This is a genomic window from uncultured Subdoligranulum sp., from assembly GCF_937890665.1.
In genome coordinates this window covers 1-17,940 of record NZ_CALADU010000165.1, presented here as the reverse complement: position 1 = coordinate 17,940, position 17,940 = coordinate 1, and the positions used below count along the sequence as shown (strand labels likewise).

The following is a 17,940-nucleotide window of genomic DNA, read 5'->3' as shown; positions in this document are numbered from 1 at the left end:
TTTTTTGTGAAACAAAGAAAAACTGAAAGGGCTGCCTTTTAGGGGAAGGCAGCCCTTTCAGCTTTTTATAAAACGATCAGGTCTAATAGGCACGGGACGGTGCTGCCGCGGCAGGACGAAGCTTCACCAAGATACCTGTTCTTCGGAAAGGCAATCACATAAAGGGGCGGCACGTCCCTCGAGAATCTTCTGCCGCATGCCCTCTTGTGCGTTTACCTCCAAGGTGGCCAGTAAGTCATGGTACTGTTGCTCTGCAAGGAGTATCACCGAGCCGGTTTGGGTATCTACCTGAAGCGGTTCTCCCGTGCGGAGAACTTGCTGCAACGAGGCGGCTAGATTTTGGGATAATTCCTCGGTCGTGATGTGTAGCATAGGAACTCCTTTCGATACATTCATCATATCGTTCCGCAGCAGCAATGTCAATGCACCCCGTGGAAGGTACACAAAAAGCGGCCCAAAGGACCGCTTGAATGGTTAGAGGGATTTTTGCGTTTCGTGACGCATGGCGCGGTAGCCGATGAGCACCGTCCATACATAAGCGCAGGTTTTGGGGATCATCAGCATGCCGATCATGGGGATGGTATCGGCCCAAAGGACAACAGGAATGTAGAAGGCAAAGCTGAGTACAATGGTCAGCCACATCCAGCGGAAGGCGGGATCTTGCTGCCCGTGGGCGCTGCGGTAGAACAACACGATGATCAACAACCCCAGCAGTGCGAAGGGAATGTTGCGGTAGATACCCCAAGAGAGCGGCGCCGAGGCGCTGAACCATTGGTTTTGGGGCAAAAGGCAAAGGAAGATCCGCAGCCCGACCAACAGATACACAGTGGCAGTCAGACCGCGGCGGCCCTGTACTTGGTAGCGCAGCCGCCAAACGTAGTACAGCAATAGGTAAAAAATCGTCATGGTTACCGAGGTGATGGCTTTTCCAAGGCCCAAGGCGACGGTGTAGTTCTCCAACCCGGTGGTGCAGAGCGCCCACGCCCGGGGGACCAGATGGAAGGCATCCCCGGCTCCCAGAACCACCGCCATCCAGCCGAAGAGGCGGAAGACGGGACGGGCAGAAACGGTTCGAATCATTCGGGAACCTAAGGTCAGTACAGTGATCAGATAGACTGCATCGAAGGCAGTTTCCATAATGGCTTGCATAAAAAGGTCCTTTCTGTTGTCATAAAGTTGAACGGTGTTCATTTTGCGGGCGGCAAAACCTCCCCGGCAGGGGAGGCAGCGAAGAAAAGGGGAGCATTTCAAGCCGAACCTGTGGCAGAGGCGTACAGCGTCCGTTCCACAAGGCGCAGCACGGGGGTGGGATCAAAGGTTCCCCGCAACTGTGCCGCGAGCATCAACGAAAACAGTACATCCGCAAACTGTTCGGGCGTAAAGGTTTCGTCAAATGCATGGGGGCGAATCTGTGGATCTCGCCGCAGCACCGCGCAGAGCATCTGCTGAATATGCTGCCATGCCTGTTCCATGCGCTGCTTGCCTTGCGATTTGTCGGCCTGTACAAAGCTGAGGGAGTGCAGGGTAAAAAAGCCGGGATACTGTGTGTTGCCATAGGACAACCGTGTAAACAGCCACTCCACGCAGTCCCGGGTAGTCTGGAACGAGGCACCACCGTCACTGCAACGGAAAATGTCGTACCAGACACTTTCCACCGCGGCACTGACAAGATCCGCCTTGGAACCGAAGTAGTTGTACACGGTCCCCACCGAGATACCGCAGGCGGCTGCCACTTCGCGCACATTCAAGACGGTGCCGCCTTGCTGGTGGAGCAAATCCCGGCAGACAGATAGAATTTCTTCTTTGGACGTAGCCGTTGGCTTCATAGAATCACCTCATAATGAACAATGTTCATTATATAGCAGCAACCGCACAATGTCAAGGCAGAGGGGAGAAAGTCCCTCTTCAACGCGAAAGAAACAGGCGGATATTTTTTGAAAAAGTAGTTGACATTTCTTCAAATTGTTGGTATACTAATAAAGCTGTCAGCGATGACGGCGGACAATATGGGGGTGTAGCTCACCTGGGAGAGCGCCTGCATGGCATGCAGGAGGTAAGGGGTTCGATCCCCCTCATCTCCACCAAAAACTCCGAACCGGAATGGTTCGGAGCTTTTTTGTTGTCTTTTTCAAAATCTGGTTAATCCGGCAGATAGGCTGTTGTCAAGGCAAGACCGTCCCGTAGGATCTTTTGCAACAGGATCCGCTCTTCGTCGGACCAAACCGGATGATAAAGGGGGCCGCCCTGACGCATTGCAGGGAGATTGCAGCCATAGAACAATTTGTTGTAGACATTTTGCGTTTTTTCGTCGCGGGCATCCCCCGAAAAAGGCTGATGTACCGACTGTGCAATGTCAGAAAACAGGTTCCACCAATGCAAGAGCGACGGACAATCGACCTGTCCTTGCTGTAAGGCCTGCAGCGGCGGATAGGCATACACCGTTAGAGATTCGGCAGGGGTGTACCCCTGTTCTTTAGCAAAGGCCAGCGCATCGGTACAGTCCGCGAAAATCCGCAGCTTACCATCTGCCTGAACCAGCAGGCCGTCCGGCTCGCCGGAGTACCAAAGGGCGATGCCGTGGCGTTTCGGCAGATATAACTCTACCGGATACAAGGTCTTGTCCTCCATAGTAGGGGCTCCTTCCCTGTGAAATTTTACGATTCGGGAGCATCAGCCGGGAATCGGCACGTCGGCGAAAAAGCAAAAAAGAACCGTCCCGATCAGAACTATAAAATGCAATACAACGGTTCTTGTGGCGTGCTGCGCGTTCCATACAATCTGTTCCGTTTCCTCGGTCCGGTCAGGGCTGGCCAGCATTTCCGCGCACATCTGGCGCAGTCCTTTCCGCACCCGGAACGTTCCCGGCATAAAATTGTCTTTGGCATTGCCCCAGCGCACGTCGTCGTAGCGGGTGATCTGGTCGGGAAAAAGACGCAGCCATTCCCGCTTGAAGACGTTGATGGCCCGCAGCGCCAGCAGAAAACCGGCCAGATAGTACCCCAGAACGGCGACTGCCAACCAAGGAAAAGGAATCGCTCCATACCACAGGACGGAAAGGGCGAGAATCCCCCAAAAGCAGGCCGTACAAAGCAGAGATGCTTTTCCGTAAGGAATCTTCATAAGGCTACCTCCTGCCGGGAAAAAAGCGCGCTTCGGCGAGGAAACAAAGTACAGTAAAGTACAGTATTTTATAGAAATACTATACCACTGCCTCCGGCTTACTACAAGGGATAGTACAAAAAGTCCCCGGCAGGGGAGAGGTAGCTTCCTTGCCGGGGCGTATAAACAGTTTCTCAGATTGCCTTAAAGCCGACGCTCTGCATAAAGCGCAGGAAAGCGGCCTGACCGGCTTGATCCTGCTTAAAGACACCGGCGTTTTCCAGCACGTGGCTGAATACGGTGCCGATCTCTTGCTTGACGGCGTTGTTCGCGTCCTGCGGCGCCATGGAGGTGCCGTATTTGGCGATGAGCTGGTCGATCCAGTCGGCGTGTACCGCCAGCGGAGAGCCTTCCTCGCGGCTGGTGTTGGGGCGCTGCCCTGCCAGAATCTCGGCGATCTGGGCGCCCTGTTCCTTCAGGCGGGCGGGCAGGATGGCCAGACCCATGACTTCGATCAAGCCGATGTTTTCCTTCTTGATGTTGTGGTATTCCTTGTGGGGATGGAAGATACCGTCGGGGTATTCCTCACTGGTGCGGTTGTTGCGCAACGCCAGATCCAGAATGTAGCCGTCCTTCTCGTCGTAATGCAGGATCGGTGTGACGGTATTGTGGGGCGTGTCGCCGGTGTGGGACAGGATGCCCACGCTTTCGTCATTGTAGTTGCGCCAAGCGGTGAGGATGTTGTTGGCCACAATCTGCATCTGCTGGCTGCTGCGGCCCACCAGACGTACCGCAGAAACCGGCCAATTCAGGATGCCGGCCTTGACACCGGGATACCGGATATCGGTCATCGGCACGGCGACAGATGCCTTTTGCATGGGGAAGACATACCGTCCGCCTTGGAAGTGGCTATGGCTCAGGATGCTGCCGCCCACGATGGGCAAATCGGCGTTGGAACCGCAGGTGTAGTGGGGGAACTGGGACACAAAGTCAAAGATTTCAGCCAGTGTCTGGCGGTCCATCTCCATGGGCTTGTGGGTTTCATGGAGCATAATGCAATGCTCATGGAAGTAGGCATAGGGGCTGTACTGCAGATAGAACTGCTGCCCGGCCAGCGTGATGGGCACGATGCGATGGGTTTGCCGGGCAGGGAAGTTGATGCGGCCGGCATAGCCGATATTCTCTTTGCAGAGCATGCAGGCGGGATAACCGGATTTGGGCTGCAGGCGCTCCAAGGCGATGGTCTTAGGATCCTTTTCGGGCTTGGTCAGGTTGATGGTGATCTCCAAATCACCGTAAGGCGTGTCAGAGGTCCACTGGATATTTTTGGCGATTTGGGCAGTGCGGATGTAGTTGGTCACCACGCAAAGATCGTAGAACCAATCGGTAGCTGCCTTGGCGCCCTTGCGCTCATAGAGCTTTTTGAACTTCTTGCAGACTTCGCTTTCCCGGGGCATCAAAGCGCCCATCAGCCGGGTCTCAAAGTTGATGCGGTATTGGGGAACAGAGCCGTCAAACAGATCCTTCTGGGCGGCCAGCTCTACCATTTCATCCAACAAAGCGGCGGGGGTCTCAGGGTTCTCTTTGGGGGCCTTGGCCTCACTGGGGGCGCTCAGCGCCAGCAGGTCCAACAGCGTATTGCGGGCCACCAGAATGTCCAGATCCTTGATGAGCTTGTGCTTGCGGCCGAAGCGCAGCAGGCGTTCCACGTCCAAGGCCAGACGGGCGTCGCGCTGTTCCGGGGTCAATGCCGTGCAGTCAAATTCCTTGTTTGCCATAATTGCCCTCCTGTAGCGGTGTGTTTTCGGTTGTGTTGTACTAACCATACCGCAAAAATCCTCCGTTTTCCATAGCGCTGCGTGTCATGCTTTTGCAGTTTTCATGCACAGACCTAACTGCGTTGTAAATAGTCCGTGCTGACCCAGCCGGTGGGCCAATTTTGATAGCCTACCAACACCCAACCCGGTGCCGTACTGCTGGCACCCAATTCTTTTACCACGGAACCCGGCGATAGGCTGCCGATTTTTTCGTATTCGGTGCCGGGGCCGGCGCACACGTTTAAAGTGCCATCCGGGGTGGTGGTATAGTCGTCGCAGTCATTGTCCGACCAGAAAACATCGGGATAGACCATAGTCAAGGGAACATAGCGCAAAAGCGGCGGTTCGTTTTGCACTGGCTGGGTGCCGGAAACTTGGCTGGTGGAAGGCGCCGCAGCACTGGGAATGGAAAAGGGATGCCAGCCGTCGGCTTGCTGCAGCCACCCTACGGTACCGTCCCACACAAGACCGTCGTAGGTGCAGGGCAAAAATTCCAACCCGGCACTGTCCAATAAACCCAGCTTGCCGTCCCGGCTGACCACTGCGTAGCCGCTCAGCAGCGGGGAAGCCCATCCCCGATATCCCCCGAAATCGCTGTAAACGGCATCATAGCAGGGGGCGGTCACTTCGGTGCCCTGCCGGTCCAGATAGACCCATTTGCTGCCGCGGCGGGCGGGGGCCAGCAAGGCGCCGTCCCGGAAAAATCCCACCTGTTGGTATTCATAGTTGTTCAGCGGCGTTCCGTCCTCGGTGCGGTAACGGTAGGACGCGTTGCTGTCATATTCTAGCGAGTAGCCCCAATTTTGAACCGATATGGTGGCGGGCCGGGTGGGAAAGATGTGCCCGTACTCTTCCTGCATACCGGGGGAAATATAGGTGGGCTCACTGGGACCCAAGCTGCCAATATAGGCGCAAAGCTGCTGGGAACTCTCCAGCCAGAAGAAATCTTCATAGCCCGGGCCGCAATGGGCCATATCGCAAAGGATCCCCTCGTTTGCATCTGTCAGGATTTGCTGCATCTGTTCCCGAAGCGCCTTATCATCAGGATCTTTTTGGGCGATCCAGGCGGGGGAACGGGGTGTTTGATCGCTGCACAAGGCGATGGGGGCATCAAATACACAGGGAAGAACCTCTGTGCCGTCGCTGTGCATCAGTCCCCACTGCCCATCCTGACACATCGTAAAATAGCCCTGTACCGGTTCGGAGAAGAGGGAAAAGTGATAGACCAGTTGGATGTCATCATAGGGCAGCACGGCCAGATCGACGGCCTCCAGCCCGGCGGGGAGGGCGGTTTCGGCTGTGACGGAAGGGGATGGTTCCTCCACGACAGAGTTCTGGGCGGCTTCGGCGGTTTCCGGTGTGGTGGACTCTGTCAACGGTGCCATCGTACAGGCACACAGCAGCAGGGAGCACAGCAGCGGAAGTCCAAGGCGTTTCATCAGAGCACCTCCTTTTCCATAGGAAAAACAGGTCAAATATCAACGAGTTCTTTTCTTTATTGTCGCATGTTGTTGAACTGTTGTCAATGAAAAATCCCCCGTCGGCAGGGCGCCGACGGGGGATTGGGATTCTTTATTTTTTCAGATCGCTGAACAGGTCTTTGCGGTAGACGCCGTCTGCCACCAACTGGGCAAAACTATCGATGACGATCTGCTTGTCCTCGGCGTAGGTGACACCGAACCACTTGTCGTGGGTGGGCAATACCTTGACGCTGACCTTGTCCTCGTGGAGCAGCTCATCAATGTAGATGGGCAGCAGGTACTCAGCCTTGAGCGGGTTGGCGGGGGCAGATTTCTGGAAGAACTCTACGAAACCATCCTCCAACAGATCGACAAAGGCGGGGGTCAGACCCCACATATTCATAGAAACCAAACTGTCGATGTCGATTGCCTTGCCGCCGGCGGCTGCACCGTCGGCCGTCTTTTCGATGCCGCTGGTCTCCAGTACGCCGGTCAGGTAGTGGTCGGCGTTCATCTGGCAGATTCCGCGGGTCACGGCACCGTTGTCACTCAAGGTGTTTTTCAGCACAAATCCGGCCATGCACAGCTTGCCGGGGGCAGCAGGGTCATACCCTTGCAGGAAGTCATGAAGCTGGACAAAAGCCTCCTTGCCGTAGTAGTCGTCAGCGTTGATGACGGCAAAAGGCTCCTGCAAGATGCCTTTGCAAGCCAGAACAGCCTGCCCGGTGCCCCAGGGCTTGGTGCGGCCTTCCGGTACCGTGCAGCCGACAGGAACGTTGTCCAAGGACTGGAAAGCGTAGGCAATTTCCACACCCAAGTCCTTGCAGACTGCCTCGATGCGGTCGCCGATGGCCTCCTTGAAGGCCTGCTCAATGTCGTGGCGGATGATAAAGACAATTTTATCGAACCCGGCCTCGATGGCATCGTGGATGGAATAATCCATGATGATCTCGCCGTTGGGGCCGACTGCCGCCAGCTGTTTGATGCCGCCGCCGAATCGGGAACCGATGCCGGCAGCCATAATGACCAGTGCAGTTTTCATTTGAAACCTCCAAAGTTTTCGATCTATCCATACTGATCCGGTCTGTAACACAGCCGGATGAAAGTCATGCCATTATAGTCCCATGTTGATCATCACAAGGTTGAGGAACGCCGGACCGGCCAAGTAGATAAAACCGATCTCCAGCAGAGCCACCAAAAGGAAGTAGAGGATGGCCGCGGGCAGATTGGTGCCGCCGCTGCGGGCCAATGCCTCGGTGCGCTCCGGCCCTTCAGGGGTTTGGGCGCAGATCGCCTCGATCCGTGCGCGGCCATGCTTTTCATAAAGCGACACCGCAAACAGGCCCAGCAATACCCGAATGCCCCAGTTGATCATATCGCAGACGGTGGTGGCATAGGGGATCCAGCCCAACGGCATGTTGCCGAAGACGCTGGGGTTGTAGTAGGCTACACCGCTCATCAGCCCGGGAATGTAGAGCAGCAGCGACACAATGGCCGTGACGATGCCCAGCTTCCACATTTTGCGGTACAAGAGATAGGCGGGACCAAAGAAGAAGGCGGCGAAGGAGAAGGAAACCCGACGCTTTGTTTCGCTTATGCGGAAGAAGTGCATGAGATAATACATCGGGGAACGTCCCACAAAGATTGCCCAGTGTTTGGCCTTGATGCCATCGATGGCATCTTCCGGGCCAACTTCCCGGCGGTAGATCCCGCCATCAGCCCCGGCGCCATAGGCATCGATGCGAGGCCCGGCAGCGCCTTGCGGGTTTTGGCCCGCGTTGGGGCGGTAGGCTCCGGCACCGGGGGTGCGGGCGTAGATGGGGCCTTCCTCGTGGGGGGCCTGCTGCTCGGCATCTTCCGGCCGGGGCAGCGGCACACCGCAGTGGCTGCAGCGGGCTGCGCCCGGTTCGTTGTAGGTGCCGCAGTTGGGGCAGATGGCCGCATGGGCGGCCGCTTCGGCTTCGGGACCGAATTCCGGTTTCCATTCAAAACCGGCGGCATGCTCCGATTGATGCATGCAGACGCCGACTTTCTGCCAGCAAGCCCGATGATACGGGGTACCGCAGTCGGGGCAAACGACGATGTCATCGTCGTCGGTAAAAGCCTGTTCACAGACAGGACAGTGATTTCCAGTGTAACGAGCCATGTGTTTATGTCCTCCCAATAACTTAGAACCATTATACCGCATCAAGAGGGTAAATGCAAAGAATTTTCTATGAAGTTTGGGCATTCCGGCGCCTTTTTATAGGAATAGCACCCCTTTACAACGGTCCTGATATGGTTTATACTATTATTATGTGAATTTATGCCAATCAAGGGGTAACGATATGATCACCATTGACGAATTGAAAGCAAAGCTCGGCGGGATGAAAACCTCCGTCGACGACTTGCGCGACGCGCTTTCCATCGAAGCCAGCGAAAAGCGTCTGGCCGAGTTGGAGCACCAGATGACGCTGCCCGGTTTCTATGACGATCAGGCCAAGAGCCAGCGGGTCATCAGCGAGATGGGCGAAGTCAAGAATAAGCTGGAGCGGTTCGGAAAGCTCTCCACCCAGTATGAGGAAGCGGAAACCTTGCTGGAGATGATCGAGGAAGAAAACGATCCTTCGCTGACCAGCGAAGGAGAGCAGGCGGTGGAAGCCGTGGAAAAGTCCATCGACGAATTGCAGTTGATGACGATGCTCAACGGCGAGTATGACCACAACAACGCCATTTTGACCTTCCATGCCGGTACTGGCGGTACCGAGGCACAGGACTGGGCCGAGATGCTCTACCGTATGTACACCCGCTGGGCCGAAGCCCACGGTTACAACGTGGAGGTACTGGACGTACTGGACGGCGACGAGGCGGGCATCAAGTCCGCTTCCATGATGATCAAAGGTGCCAATGCCTACGGAATGCTCAAGAGCGAGCACGGCGTGCATCGTTTGGTCCGCATCAGTCCCTTTGACGCCAACGCCCGTCGACAGACCAGCTTTGCCAGCTTGGAAGTTATGCCGGAACTAAACGAAAACATCCAGATCGAGATCAACCCGGCGGATATCGAGATGCAGGTTTACCGCTCCTCCGGTGCCGGTGGCCAGCATATCAACAAGACTTCCTCGGCGGTACGTTTGATCCATAAGCCCACCGGTATTGTGACGAGCTGCCAGACCCAGCGCAGCCAGCTGCAGAACCGTGAGTATGCCATGGAGATGATGAAGGCCAAGCTCTATCAGATCGCGCTGCAGCAGCATAAGGACAAGATCGACGACATCAAGGGCGTCCAGAACGAGATCGCCTGGGGCCATCAGATTCGCAGCTATGTTTTTATGCCCTACACGTTGGTCAAGGATCACCGCACCAACTACGAGAGCGGCAACGTACAGGCTGTCATGGACGGCGATCTGGACGGTTTCATCTACGCCTACCTCAAGGCCAGTTCTCGCGGGGAATTGCAGGACGTCTGATTGTAACAGAAGGAAAAACGGTACATAGTGTAGGCTGTGTGCCGTTTTGCTTTATAGTGCGCTTTATTTGTTCACAATCGGTTGGTATACTGTACCACTATATAGAAAGGAGTGCCCGGTATGTCCAAACCCACGGGGTTGTCATCTGCCGAAGTGGCGGCGCGGCAACAGCAAGGCAAGACCAATCGACCGCCGAAATCCCCCACCAAAACGGTGGGGCAGATCGTGCGGGACAACGTGTGCAGCTATTTCAATTTGGTGTTTGTGGTGTTGGCCTGTATGCTGGCCTCGGTGGGATCGTGGCTCAACATGGGGTTTCTGGGCGTGGTGTTCTGGAATACCCTCATCGGGGTTGTACAGCAGCTGCGGGCCAAAAAAACCATTGACCAGCTAACGCTGGTTTCCGCCCGCAAGGTGCGCTGCCTGCGGGACGGGACGTGGACTTCCTGCTTGTCGGAAGATCTGGTGCAGGATGATGTGGTGGCCTTTGGGGCCGGGGATCAGATCATAGCCGATGCAGTGGTTCTGGAAGGCAGCGTGCAAGTCAATGAATCTCTCATCACCGGTGAAGCCCGGGCCGTACCCAAAGCACCGGGGGGAGAGCTGCGTTCCGGCAGCTTTCTGATGGCCGGGCACTGCACCGCACGGCTGACCCGGGTGGGGGAGGAAAGCTATGCCAACCGCCTGACCGCCGCGGCACAAGCCGATGGCCATAAGGTGGCCAAAGGTGAGATGATGCGCTCGCTGGATAGGCTGATCCAAGCCATTGGTCTGGGACTGATCCCGGTGGGAGCGGCGCTGTTCTGGAAACAGCACTGGGTAATGGCCATGGACCTGCGAAGCTCGGTGGAGAGCATGGTGGCGGCCCTCATCGGCATGATCCCCGAGGGCCTTTACCTTCTTACCAGTGTGGCGCTGGCCATCGGTATGCTGCGGCTGGCCCGGCGCCGGGTACTGACGCAGGATATGAAATGCATTGAAACCTTGGCCCGGGTAGATGTGCTGTGTGTGGACAAAACCGGGACCATCACCGAGAGCGTTATGGAAGCAGATGCACCGATCCCACTGGCCGATGGGCCGCTGGAAGATATTCTGCACAGCTATTATGGCGCGGAGGAGCCTGACAACGACACCGGCCGTGCCCTGAAGGCGCGCTTTGGGCAGGGGAGCGGCGGTTGGCCGGTCACGGGACAGATCCCCTTTAATACGGCGTATAAGTATAGTGCCAAATCCTTTGGAACACACGGCGTCTATGTGGTGGGCGCCCCCAATGTGGTGGCCGGTACCCGCAGCGGCGAGTTTCGCAGCCAGCTTACCCCGCTGTTGGCACAGGGGCGACGGGTGCTGCTGTTGGCCCGGTATGACGGATCGCTGCCCGATCCCCCCGAAACGCTGGACCCGGAACGACTGACCTTTTTGGCACTGCTGCCGCTGCAAAATCGGATCCGGTCCAGTGCCCCCAAGACCTTTGCTTATTTTGCTGAACAGGGCGTGGCCATTAAGGTGATTTCGGGGGATGACCCGCAGGCGGTCAGCCATGTGGCGGCGCAGGCGGGGATTGCCGGGGCCCAGCGTTGGGTGGACGCCGCGACGCTGCCTGATGATCAGGCGTTGGCGCAGGCAGCGGCAGATTGCACGGTGTTCGGCCGGGTCACCCCGGAACAAAAACGAAAACTGGTACATGCGCTGCAAAAGCAGGGGCATACCGTGGCAATGACCGGTGACGGTGTCAACGACGTACTGGCTTTGAAAGATGCCGACTGCGGTATTGCCATGGCTTCGGGGGCGCAGGCTGCCAGTCAGGTGGCCCAGTTGGTCCTACTGGACTCAGACTTTGCCGCATTGCCCAATGTGGTAGCCGAAGGACGCCGGGTCATCAACAACATCCAGCGCTCGGCATCGCTGTTTCTTGTAAAAAACATCTTTTCGCTTCTGCTCAGTTTGGTGACGCTCTGCTTGCCGCTGGCTTATCCCTTCCAGCCGCTGCAGCTCTCGTTGATCTCCGCCGTTACCATCGGCCTGCCTTCCTTCGTGTTGGCACTGGAACCCAACTACGAGCTGGTGCGCGGCAAATTTATGCACAACGTTTTGCATGCCGCGCTGCCCGGCGGATTGACGGACTTTTTGTTGGTCTTTTGTGCGCAGGGCTTTGCCTATGCCTTTGATCTTTCGGCAGATGCCTTGGGAACCATCAGCACATTGTTGGTATTGGAAACGGGGCTAATCGTTCTGTTTGGGGTCTGCCATCCCTTCACGCCGGTGCGCTGGGCACTGTGGGGAAGCTGCACCATTCTGGGGCTGGGCGGCGCAGTGCTGTTTGCGCCATGGTTGGAGCTGATCCCGCTGGATCTGGGGGCAACCTTGGTGTTGGCGGTGTTGGCGGCCTTGGTGCTGCCCGTGCTGCATACCGTGACCGGTGTGGTGGATCGCCTCTGGGAGGCAGGACGCCGTTTGCTCCGAGAAAAGAAATCAGTCTAAAAAAGCCGCACAGAGGCGTCTGCCTCTGTGCGGCTTTTTGGGTAAATGGGTCAGTAGGTTTCCAACGGGCGGTTGGTCTCTTTGCGGAACATCAGGCAAAGGCTTACGCACAGTAACCCGCAGGAAATCCAGATGGTGCGCAGCCCCAACGGAGCCATACATTGAGCACCCACACCGGCCCCCAAGGCAAACAGGACGATTACGGCAAAATAATGCCCTGCCTTGCGCAGAATCTTGCCATCCCGCAGGCGAAGGCCTGTCACAAGGGCATCCATCCCGCTGCGCAGATTGCCGATGCACATCGTGCTGGCAAAGGGATAGCCGTGCACTTTGCGGAAAGCCTGTACTTGCATGGCACAGGCGAAGGAAACCAGCGCATTGGCCCCCAGATTGAAGGCTTCCGGCAGAAAGCCCACCAAAAAGAGCAATACGATTTCCACCAGCAGGACCAGTTGGCGCCAATGGAGGCGGTGGCCCTCTTTACAGAAAATACGGATCAATTCTGCCGAGGCTACCACCAACGCAAAGGCCAGCACCGGCACCAGATAGTGCAGGAAGCGCGCCCAGTCACCGGTAAACAGTGACTGGCCCATAAAGACGATGTTGCCGGTTTGGGCGTTGGCAAAAACGCCGCCCCGGCCCAGATAGGTGTAGGCATCCTGTAAGCCACCGGAAAGCGATAGGAATAGGACGGTACGAAAGGCCTCGGACATCTGCCGGGACGGTTGCGAAATTGGTTGTGCCATAACAAAAACCCCTCTCATGCACAAAGGCTGCGGCCCCGTGTCGCAGCCAGTCCGTGGCCCATTATACTCTTCTGGTATCTCCCTGTAAAGAGCAGCAAAAACCGCCTGATGCCCCGTGCATCAGGCGGTTTAGATCAAAAGTCTGTGCTGTGTTCCTCGGCGCGGATGTCATCCCGCTGCAATTCGGCCAACAACTCGTCCTCCTCGGCATGCAGCAGCAGTTTTTGGCTGTATTGCTCAAACCGTTCACACTCGTTGTCCGCCAAGAAGGGGGCGGAATCCGGCCCAAGGGTCAGCTCATTCACAAAGACGACCATCTCCTGTCCATCGGGGAAGGCACGTTCCATAAAATCAAAGGCAGATTCCAGCGCGTCGGAGGCGGCAGCCACGGCATCCTCCCGGCAGCGGACCTGCTGGTTGAAGGCGGAACGTACCGTGTCGAAGGCATCGTCGGCGTCCAGACAGCTTTCCAAAGGTTCGGCCCAGCGGTCCAGCAACGCAGCGGCGCGGGTGCGGGTGGCAATTTCGGCAGACAGTAAGGTGCCGGCGGTTTTGCCCTCTTCGATGCGGGCACGGTAGGCTTTGCGCTGCTCGGCAAACAGCGCGGCGGGGGTATCGTCCTCCTTGGCCTGATTCAGCGCGCGCTTTAGGCTGCGCAGCTGCTGGTAGCAGGCATCGGTCACGGCGTCTGCCCGGCGGGCGGCGGCAAAGCGGGTGTTCAGCCCTGCCAACAGCAGGCTGACCAGACTGATCCGCTCGTCGAAACTGGCTTGCAGGGCGCGCTCCAAAACAGCGTCGAACGGCTTGCTCTGCAAGATATCCTCCACGCCGTAGTCCTGATGGTATTTGCGGTAGAGCACCCAGTAGGCGGCAAAGTCCCGGGCAACTTCGGGATGACGGAGGTACTGCCCAATCACGCCTTCGTCCACCGACAGGTTTAGCTGATCGGCGGCCTGCAAAAAGGCGGACAGATCCTCCCAACCGCGGGCAGTGACGAACTGAGGGCCGTCCACGTCGTTCTCGATCTTATAGAAATGCTGGGGCCGCAGCTCCAGATACGCCATCACGGCAGGGTAAAGGCGATGGGCCCGGGCGTAGGTCTGCCATACGCTGAGTTTGGGCTTGATGTCGATGCGGCGTACCCGGTCCAGTGTCACCAAATCGAAATCCCGTACGCTCTTGTTGTATTCCGGCGGGTTGCCTGCGGCTACGATCACCCAACCGTTGGGCACGGCCTGATTGCCGAAGGTTTTGCACTGCAAAAATTGCAGCATAGTGGGGGCTAGCGTTTCACTGACGCAGTTGATCTCGTCGATAAAAAGGATGCCGTTTTTCTTGCCGGTGCGTTCCATGGCAGCATACACACTGGCGATGATCTCGCTCATCGTATATTCGGTCACGCTGCGGGTCTTGCCGGCAAAGTTGCGTTCCCGGATAAAGGGCAGGCCCACGGCACTTTGACGGGTGTGGTGGGTGATGGTGTAGGCCACCAGTGCGATGTCACACTCCTGCGCGATCTGCTCCATGATCTGGGTTTTGCCCACGCCCGGAGGACCCATCAGCAGGATGGGCCGCTGGCGCACCGGCGGAATCAGCGGGCAGCCGGTGTCATCGCAGGCCAGATAGGCCTGTACAGTATGTCGGATCTCCTCTTTGGCACGTTGGATATCCATCGGTTATCTTCCTTTCGGTTGGGATACAAACTCCTCGGGCTGCAAGATCAGCCGCATGGCCCAGGCGGGCACATCGGGTGGGGGTTCTCCGTTTTCCAAAAACAGGAACGCCACATCAAAGGACGGGCGCTTGGCTGGGTAGGTGCCTTTGCCGTCGGTAAAGTACAACACGCCCTGCATATCTCGCAAAGCACCCTCGGTGCGAAGTTCTTCGATGCGGGCAAAAGCAGGGCGGAAATCGGTACCGCCGCCGCCCACCAGTGTAAACGATTCGGTGTAGCGATCCAGTGCATCCAGATCGTAGAGCCAAGTCTCGTCCCGCACGGCGTTGTCGGCCTGCATCACAAGGATCCGGCACTGCCGGAAAAAGCTGTCCTGACTTTTTAGAAGAGTAAAGGTCTCCCGCAAAAAATTCTTGACCAACTCGCCGGCGGTGGATTCACTGGTATCCAGCACGATCACAAAATCCCGGATCTTCTTGCTTTCCCGGCTTTCCAGCGGTTCAATCAACGGCATTTTGCCGTAGGTGCGCAGTCCATAGGTGTAATATCCCAGATCAAACTCATCCAGATCCAGATGGGGCTCTTCCCGCCAGACGGCGAACCGACGCAGAAAATCTTTGTAACTGCGGCGGCTGCGTCCTGCCTGCACCTGTGCCTGTAAGGCCCGGGTACCGTCCGTTTCTCCGGCTTGCTGGCCGGATTCTTCCATGCTCAACTCGGTTTGGCGGCCCATCTGTTCCCATTGTTTGCCCCGCATCTGGGCGGTGGGGCTGTCCGGATCGGCAGGCCACAGCCGGTGGTCATCGCAATAGAACTCCCGGCGATACTTTTGTAAGGTGGCGGCATCCAACCCTGTCAGGGCATGATAGATGGGACCGGCAGCCAGCCAGCGGCAGTTGGTTTGCAGTTGGGCATAGGTTTGCTGCCGTACCCACCCCACCGGACGGGTGGTGGCGGGGGTGTTCAGGGAATCCAGCAGGTGTTCCACCGCGATGTCACAGGCCAAGCCCCACCGGTCGGGATCTCGTCGGTCCCGCAGCCAAAGATGGCGCAGAATGCAGTGCAGCAGGCTGTGCAGATAAGCCCGGGGCAGATAGTGGCGATTTTTGCGGTAGATGTCCAGCACCCATACCGGCGGGTAGTACAACTGCGCACCGTCGGTGGCCAGTGCTGTTTGGGTGCTGCGCAGCGGGGCGGGGGGCAGCGCACCCAGCGCAGCGTTGAGATACCGCTGGTCCAGATACAGCTCGCTGCGAATCTGTTCCATAACGCGGCGCGCCATCGTCTCTTCCCATTCAGTTTGGGTTTGGGTATGCGGCATAAAGCCCTCCGTCATAGATCGTCAAAATCGTACTGCTTGGCAGCCCGTTTGGGTCGTGCCAGCAAAATGGTGGCACCGGCACTCCAGCCGGCGCGGGCACATTGGGCGGCAGCATTCTGCACCGGTAGGGAAAGCCCGGCCAACAACCGCAGCGCTGCCTCGTTCCGCTGCGCAATGGCCAGTGTGAACGCAGCTTCGGCGTGGCCGGTCAAGTACCATTCATAGTCGGCCCGGGCGCTGTCGCTCAGTGCAAAGGGGGGCAGCAGCCGCCCCAACGCCATGCGGCAAAGGGTCTCTTCGCTTTCCCCCACACAGGCCTGCCCAAAGGTGGCATCGTAAGCGGTGTAATCTACTGCTCCGCCGGCAAAACACTGGCGCATGCGGTAGCCTTCGCCCTCGATGCTGTGGTTAAAGATGTGGGCCGGGGTATTTTCGTCCAGCAACTCTGCATATTCCGGGTAGAAAAGCTGTGCCCCCGGTGCTCCCAGAAATTCCACACCGATGTCAGCGCTCACGGCACCCAATAGTTTTTTCAACCCGGTGTTGGCGTCCGGGGCGGCTCGCAGTGCAAAGGTGTGCAGTGCCCGGCAGTTGGTGAATAGGTCGCTGCCCAAACTCTCCAAATGGGGGCCTGCTTCCACCCGGCGCAGCCGGTGACAGTTGTAAAACACGGCGCTGTGCAGTACCCGCAACGCATCGGGCAGGCGAACCTCCTCCACGAAATCGCCGGTCACTTCATGGGTGTCGGCACTGTCCTGCGGCCAAAGGGTACCGCCGTCTATCTCTCGGGTAGCAAAGCAGTAGGGACCGAGTTCGGTCACCGGTCTGCCCTCGATCTGTTCAGGCAGGATGGGGCAGGGGGAATCCCCTAAAACGCGCAAAATACGGGCACCCTCCCCACAGGGCTGCCAAAAGACTGCCATATCGTTTCCCCCTCTTTACATTATCGCCATTATAGCATAAAATAGGTGCGCAAGGAATACAAAAGAGGAGAAAAACAGCTTTCATCATGCGTACTGTCAAACAAACAGATATCTTGACCGGCAGCATTCCCCGTCAGTTGCTGGCCTTCTTTTTGCCGATTTGGTTCGGCACCCTGTTCCAGCAGTTGTACAATACCGCCGATACCCTGATCGTCGGTAACTTTGTGGGCACCAACGCGCTGGCCGCTGTGGGTGCCACCGGCGCCTTTGTCAACCTTTTGGTAGGATTGTTTGTAGGGCTTTGCAGCGGTGCGGGCGTAGTAGTCGCCCAAAGTTATGGTGCAAAGGATCTGGAGGCCGTGGACCGTCAAATCCACACGGCGTTGGTATTTAGCGTAGTGATCGGTGCGATGCTCACAGTGGTGGGCCTGCTTTCGGCAGAGCCGGTGCTGCGGCTGATGGGCACCCCGGCGGAGATTCTGGGAGATGCGGCGCTCTATCTGCGCCTTTATTTTTTGGGTATGATCCCCCAGATTCTTTACAATATGGGCACCAATATCCTGCGGGCAGCGGGGGATTCCAAGCGGCCCCTTTACTTTTTGATTGTCGCTTCCCTTGTCAACATTGTACTGGATATTGTCTTTATTGCGATCTTCCATTGGGGCGTGGCCGGTGCGGCACTGGCCACGGTGCTCAGCCAAATTGCCAGCGCGGTGCTGACTTTGCGGTGTCTGGCCGGGTCGCAGGGAATGCCTTGGCATCTGTCCGCCGCCAAGCTGCGGATGGAACGGCCCATTCTGATGGCCATCTGCCGTATCGGCATCCCGGCGGCGGCCCAGAGCGCACTGTACAATGTCAGTAACATGGTGATCCAGAGTTGCATGAACGGATTCGGTACCAGCACCATCGCAGCGTGGGGCGTCTACGGCAAGATCGACTTCGTCTTCTGGATGACCGTCAACTCGTTGGGCA

At 57.3% G+C, this 17,940-nt stretch carries 16 protein-coding genes and 1 tRNA gene; 4 read left to right on the top strand and 13 right to left on the bottom strand.

Annotated elements, in window-relative coordinates:
- Positions 1–123 precede the first annotated feature (123 nt).
- From Q0526_RS09540 to Q0526_RS09530, 3 genes are all read right to left on the bottom strand, one after another.
- Positions 124–372, bottom strand: coding sequence for a hypothetical protein (locus Q0526_RS09540; RefSeq protein ID WP_298732910.1), 249 nt, complete (start codon positions 370–372; stop codon positions 124–126).
- A gap of 102 nt (positions 373–474) precedes the next feature.
- Positions 475–1,149, bottom strand: a complete 675-nt coding sequence (locus Q0526_RS09535) for a hypothetical protein (protein WP_298732908.1) — start codon at positions 1,147–1,149, stop codon at positions 475–477.
- 98 nt (positions 1,150–1,247) lie between these two features.
- Entirely contained in the window at positions 1,248–1,826 is a 579-nt protein-coding gene (locus Q0526_RS09530) for a TetR/AcrR family transcriptional regulator (protein WP_298732906.1), read from the bottom strand.
- Between the two features lie 182 nt (positions 1,827–2,008).
- Between Q0526_RS09530 and Q0526_RS09525 the strand changes: the two genes are divergently transcribed.
- A tRNA-Ala gene (locus Q0526_RS09525) sits at positions 2,009–2,084 on the top strand.
- 55 nt (positions 2,085–2,139) lie between these two features.
- Here Q0526_RS09525 and Q0526_RS09520 read toward each other — a convergent pair.
- The 6 genes from Q0526_RS09520 to Q0526_RS09495 all read right to left on the bottom strand — a co-directional run bounded on the left by Q0526_RS09520 (position 2,140) and on the right by Q0526_RS09495 (position 8,522).
- Positions 2,140–2,628: a hypothetical protein gene (locus tag Q0526_RS09520; RefSeq protein ID WP_298732903.1), complete on the bottom strand. Its 489-nt coding sequence runs from the start codon at positions 2,626–2,628 to the stop codon at positions 2,140–2,142.
- A 42-nt stretch (positions 2,629–2,670) separates the two neighbouring features.
- Positions 2,671–3,120 (bottom strand): hypothetical protein, encoded by a 450-nt coding sequence (locus Q0526_RS09515; RefSeq protein ID WP_298732901.1) that lies wholly within the window; start codon positions 3,118–3,120, stop codon positions 2,671–2,673.
- A 173-nt stretch (positions 3,121–3,293) separates the two neighbouring features.
- A complete protein-coding gene (locus Q0526_RS09510; protein WP_298732899.1) occupies positions 3,294–4,877 on the bottom strand; it encodes a UDP-glucose--hexose-1-phosphate uridylyltransferase in 1,584 nt (527 codons plus the stop codon).
- 113 nt (positions 4,878–4,990) lie between these two features.
- Complete coding sequence (locus Q0526_RS09505; RefSeq protein WP_298732897.1) at positions 4,991–6,355, bottom strand: SH3 domain-containing protein; 1,365 nt, start codon at positions 6,353–6,355, stop codon at positions 4,991–4,993.
- 133 nt (positions 6,356–6,488) lie between these two features.
- Positions 6,489–7,418 (bottom strand): sugar phosphate nucleotidyltransferase, encoded by a 930-nt coding sequence (locus tag Q0526_RS09500; protein ID WP_298732895.1) that lies wholly within the window; start codon positions 7,416–7,418, stop codon positions 6,489–6,491.
- A gap of 72 nt (positions 7,419–7,490) precedes the next feature.
- On the bottom strand, positions 7,491–8,522 hold the full coding sequence (locus Q0526_RS09495; protein ID WP_298732892.1) for an RING finger protein: 1,032 nt from the start codon (positions 8,520–8,522) through the stop codon (positions 7,491–7,493).
- Positions 8,523–8,703: 181 nt separating this feature from the next.
- On the opposite strand from Q0526_RS09495, the gene prfB reads away from it, so the two are divergent.
- Complete coding sequence (gene prfB / locus Q0526_RS09490; protein ID WP_298732890.1) at positions 8,704–9,825, top strand: peptide chain release factor 2; 1,122 nt, start codon at positions 8,704–8,706, stop codon at positions 9,823–9,825.
- A 120-nt stretch (positions 9,826–9,945) separates the two neighbouring features.
- Complete coding sequence (locus tag Q0526_RS09485; protein WP_298732888.1) at positions 9,946–12,303, top strand: HAD-IC family P-type ATPase; 2,358 nt, start codon at positions 9,946–9,948, stop codon at positions 12,301–12,303.
- Between the two features lie 50 nt (positions 12,304–12,353).
- Here Q0526_RS09485 and Q0526_RS09480 read toward each other — a convergent pair whose 3' ends face one another.
- From Q0526_RS09480 to Q0526_RS09465, 4 genes are all read right to left on the bottom strand, one after another.
- Positions 12,354–13,049 (bottom strand): YoaK family protein, encoded by a 696-nt coding sequence (locus Q0526_RS09480; protein WP_298732886.1) that lies wholly within the window; start codon positions 13,047–13,049, stop codon positions 12,354–12,356.
- Between the two features lie 134 nt (positions 13,050–13,183).
- Entirely contained in the window at positions 13,184–14,722 is a 1,539-nt protein-coding gene (locus Q0526_RS09475) for an ATP-binding protein (protein ID WP_298732884.1), read from the bottom strand.
- 3 nt (positions 14,723–14,725) lie between these two features.
- Positions 14,726–16,045, bottom strand: a complete 1,320-nt coding sequence (locus Q0526_RS09470; RefSeq protein ID WP_298732882.1) for a VWA-like domain-containing protein — start codon at positions 16,043–16,045, stop codon at positions 14,726–14,728.
- Between the two features lie 11 nt (positions 16,046–16,056).
- Positions 16,057–16,968, bottom strand: a complete 912-nt coding sequence (locus tag Q0526_RS09465) for a leucine-rich repeat protein (RefSeq protein ID WP_298732880.1) — start codon at positions 16,966–16,968, stop codon at positions 16,057–16,059.
- A gap of 86 nt (positions 16,969–17,054) precedes the next feature.
- On the opposite strand from Q0526_RS09465, the gene Q0526_RS09460 reads away from it, so the two are divergent.
- Positions 17,055–17,940, top strand: an 886-nt coding sequence (locus tag Q0526_RS09460; RefSeq protein WP_298732878.1) for an MATE family efflux transporter, incomplete at its 3' end; no start/stop codon positions are given.

Coding starts and splice junctions, on each gene's coding strand:
- Q0526_RS09540 (WP_298732910.1), bottom strand. CDS start 372: ATGCTACACATCACGACCGAGGAATTATCCCAAAATCTAGCCGCCTCG.
- Q0526_RS09535 (WP_298732908.1), bottom strand. CDS start 1,149: ATGCAAGCCATTATGGAAACTGCCTTCGATGCAGTCTATCTGATCACT.
- Q0526_RS09530 (WP_298732906.1), bottom strand. CDS start 1,826: ATGAAGCCAACGGCTACGTCCAAAGAAGAAATTCTATCTGTCTGCCGG.
- Q0526_RS09520 (WP_298732903.1), bottom strand. CDS start 2,628: ATGGAGGACAAGACCTTGTATCCGGTAGAGTTATATCTGCCGAAACGC.
- Q0526_RS09515 (WP_298732901.1), bottom strand. CDS start 3,120: ATGAAGATTCCTTACGGAAAAGCATCTCTGCTTTGTACGGCCTGCTTT.
- Q0526_RS09510 (WP_298732899.1), bottom strand. CDS start 4,877: ATGGCAAACAAGGAATTTGACTGCACGGCATTGACCCCGGAACAGCGC.
- Q0526_RS09505 (WP_298732897.1), bottom strand. CDS start 6,355: ATGAAACGCCTTGGACTTCCGCTGCTGTGCTCCCTGCTGCTGTGTGCC.
- Q0526_RS09500 (WP_298732895.1), bottom strand. CDS start 7,418: ATGAAAACTGCACTGGTCATTATGGCTGCCGGCATCGGTTCCCGATTC.
- Q0526_RS09495 (WP_298732892.1), bottom strand. CDS start 8,522: ATGGCTCGTTACACTGGAAATCACTGTCCTGTCTGTGAACAGGCTTTT.
- prfB (WP_298732890.1), top strand. CDS start 8,704: ATGATCACCATTGACGAATTGAAAGCAAAGCTCGGCGGGATGAAAACC.
- Q0526_RS09485 (WP_298732888.1), top strand. CDS start 9,946: ATGTCCAAACCCACGGGGTTGTCATCTGCCGAAGTGGCGGCGCGGCAA.
- Q0526_RS09480 (WP_298732886.1), bottom strand. CDS start 13,049: ATGGCACAACCAATTTCGCAACCGTCCCGGCAGATGTCCGAGGCCTTT.
- Q0526_RS09475 (WP_298732884.1), bottom strand. CDS start 14,722: ATGGATATCCAACGTGCCAAAGAGGAGATCCGACATACTGTACAGGCC.
- Q0526_RS09470 (WP_298732882.1), bottom strand. CDS start 16,045: ATGCCGCATACCCAAACCCAAACTGAATGGGAAGAGACGATGGCGCGC.
- Q0526_RS09465 (WP_298732880.1), bottom strand. CDS start 16,968: ATGGCAGTCTTTTGGCAGCCCTGTGGGGAGGGTGCCCGTATTTTGCGC.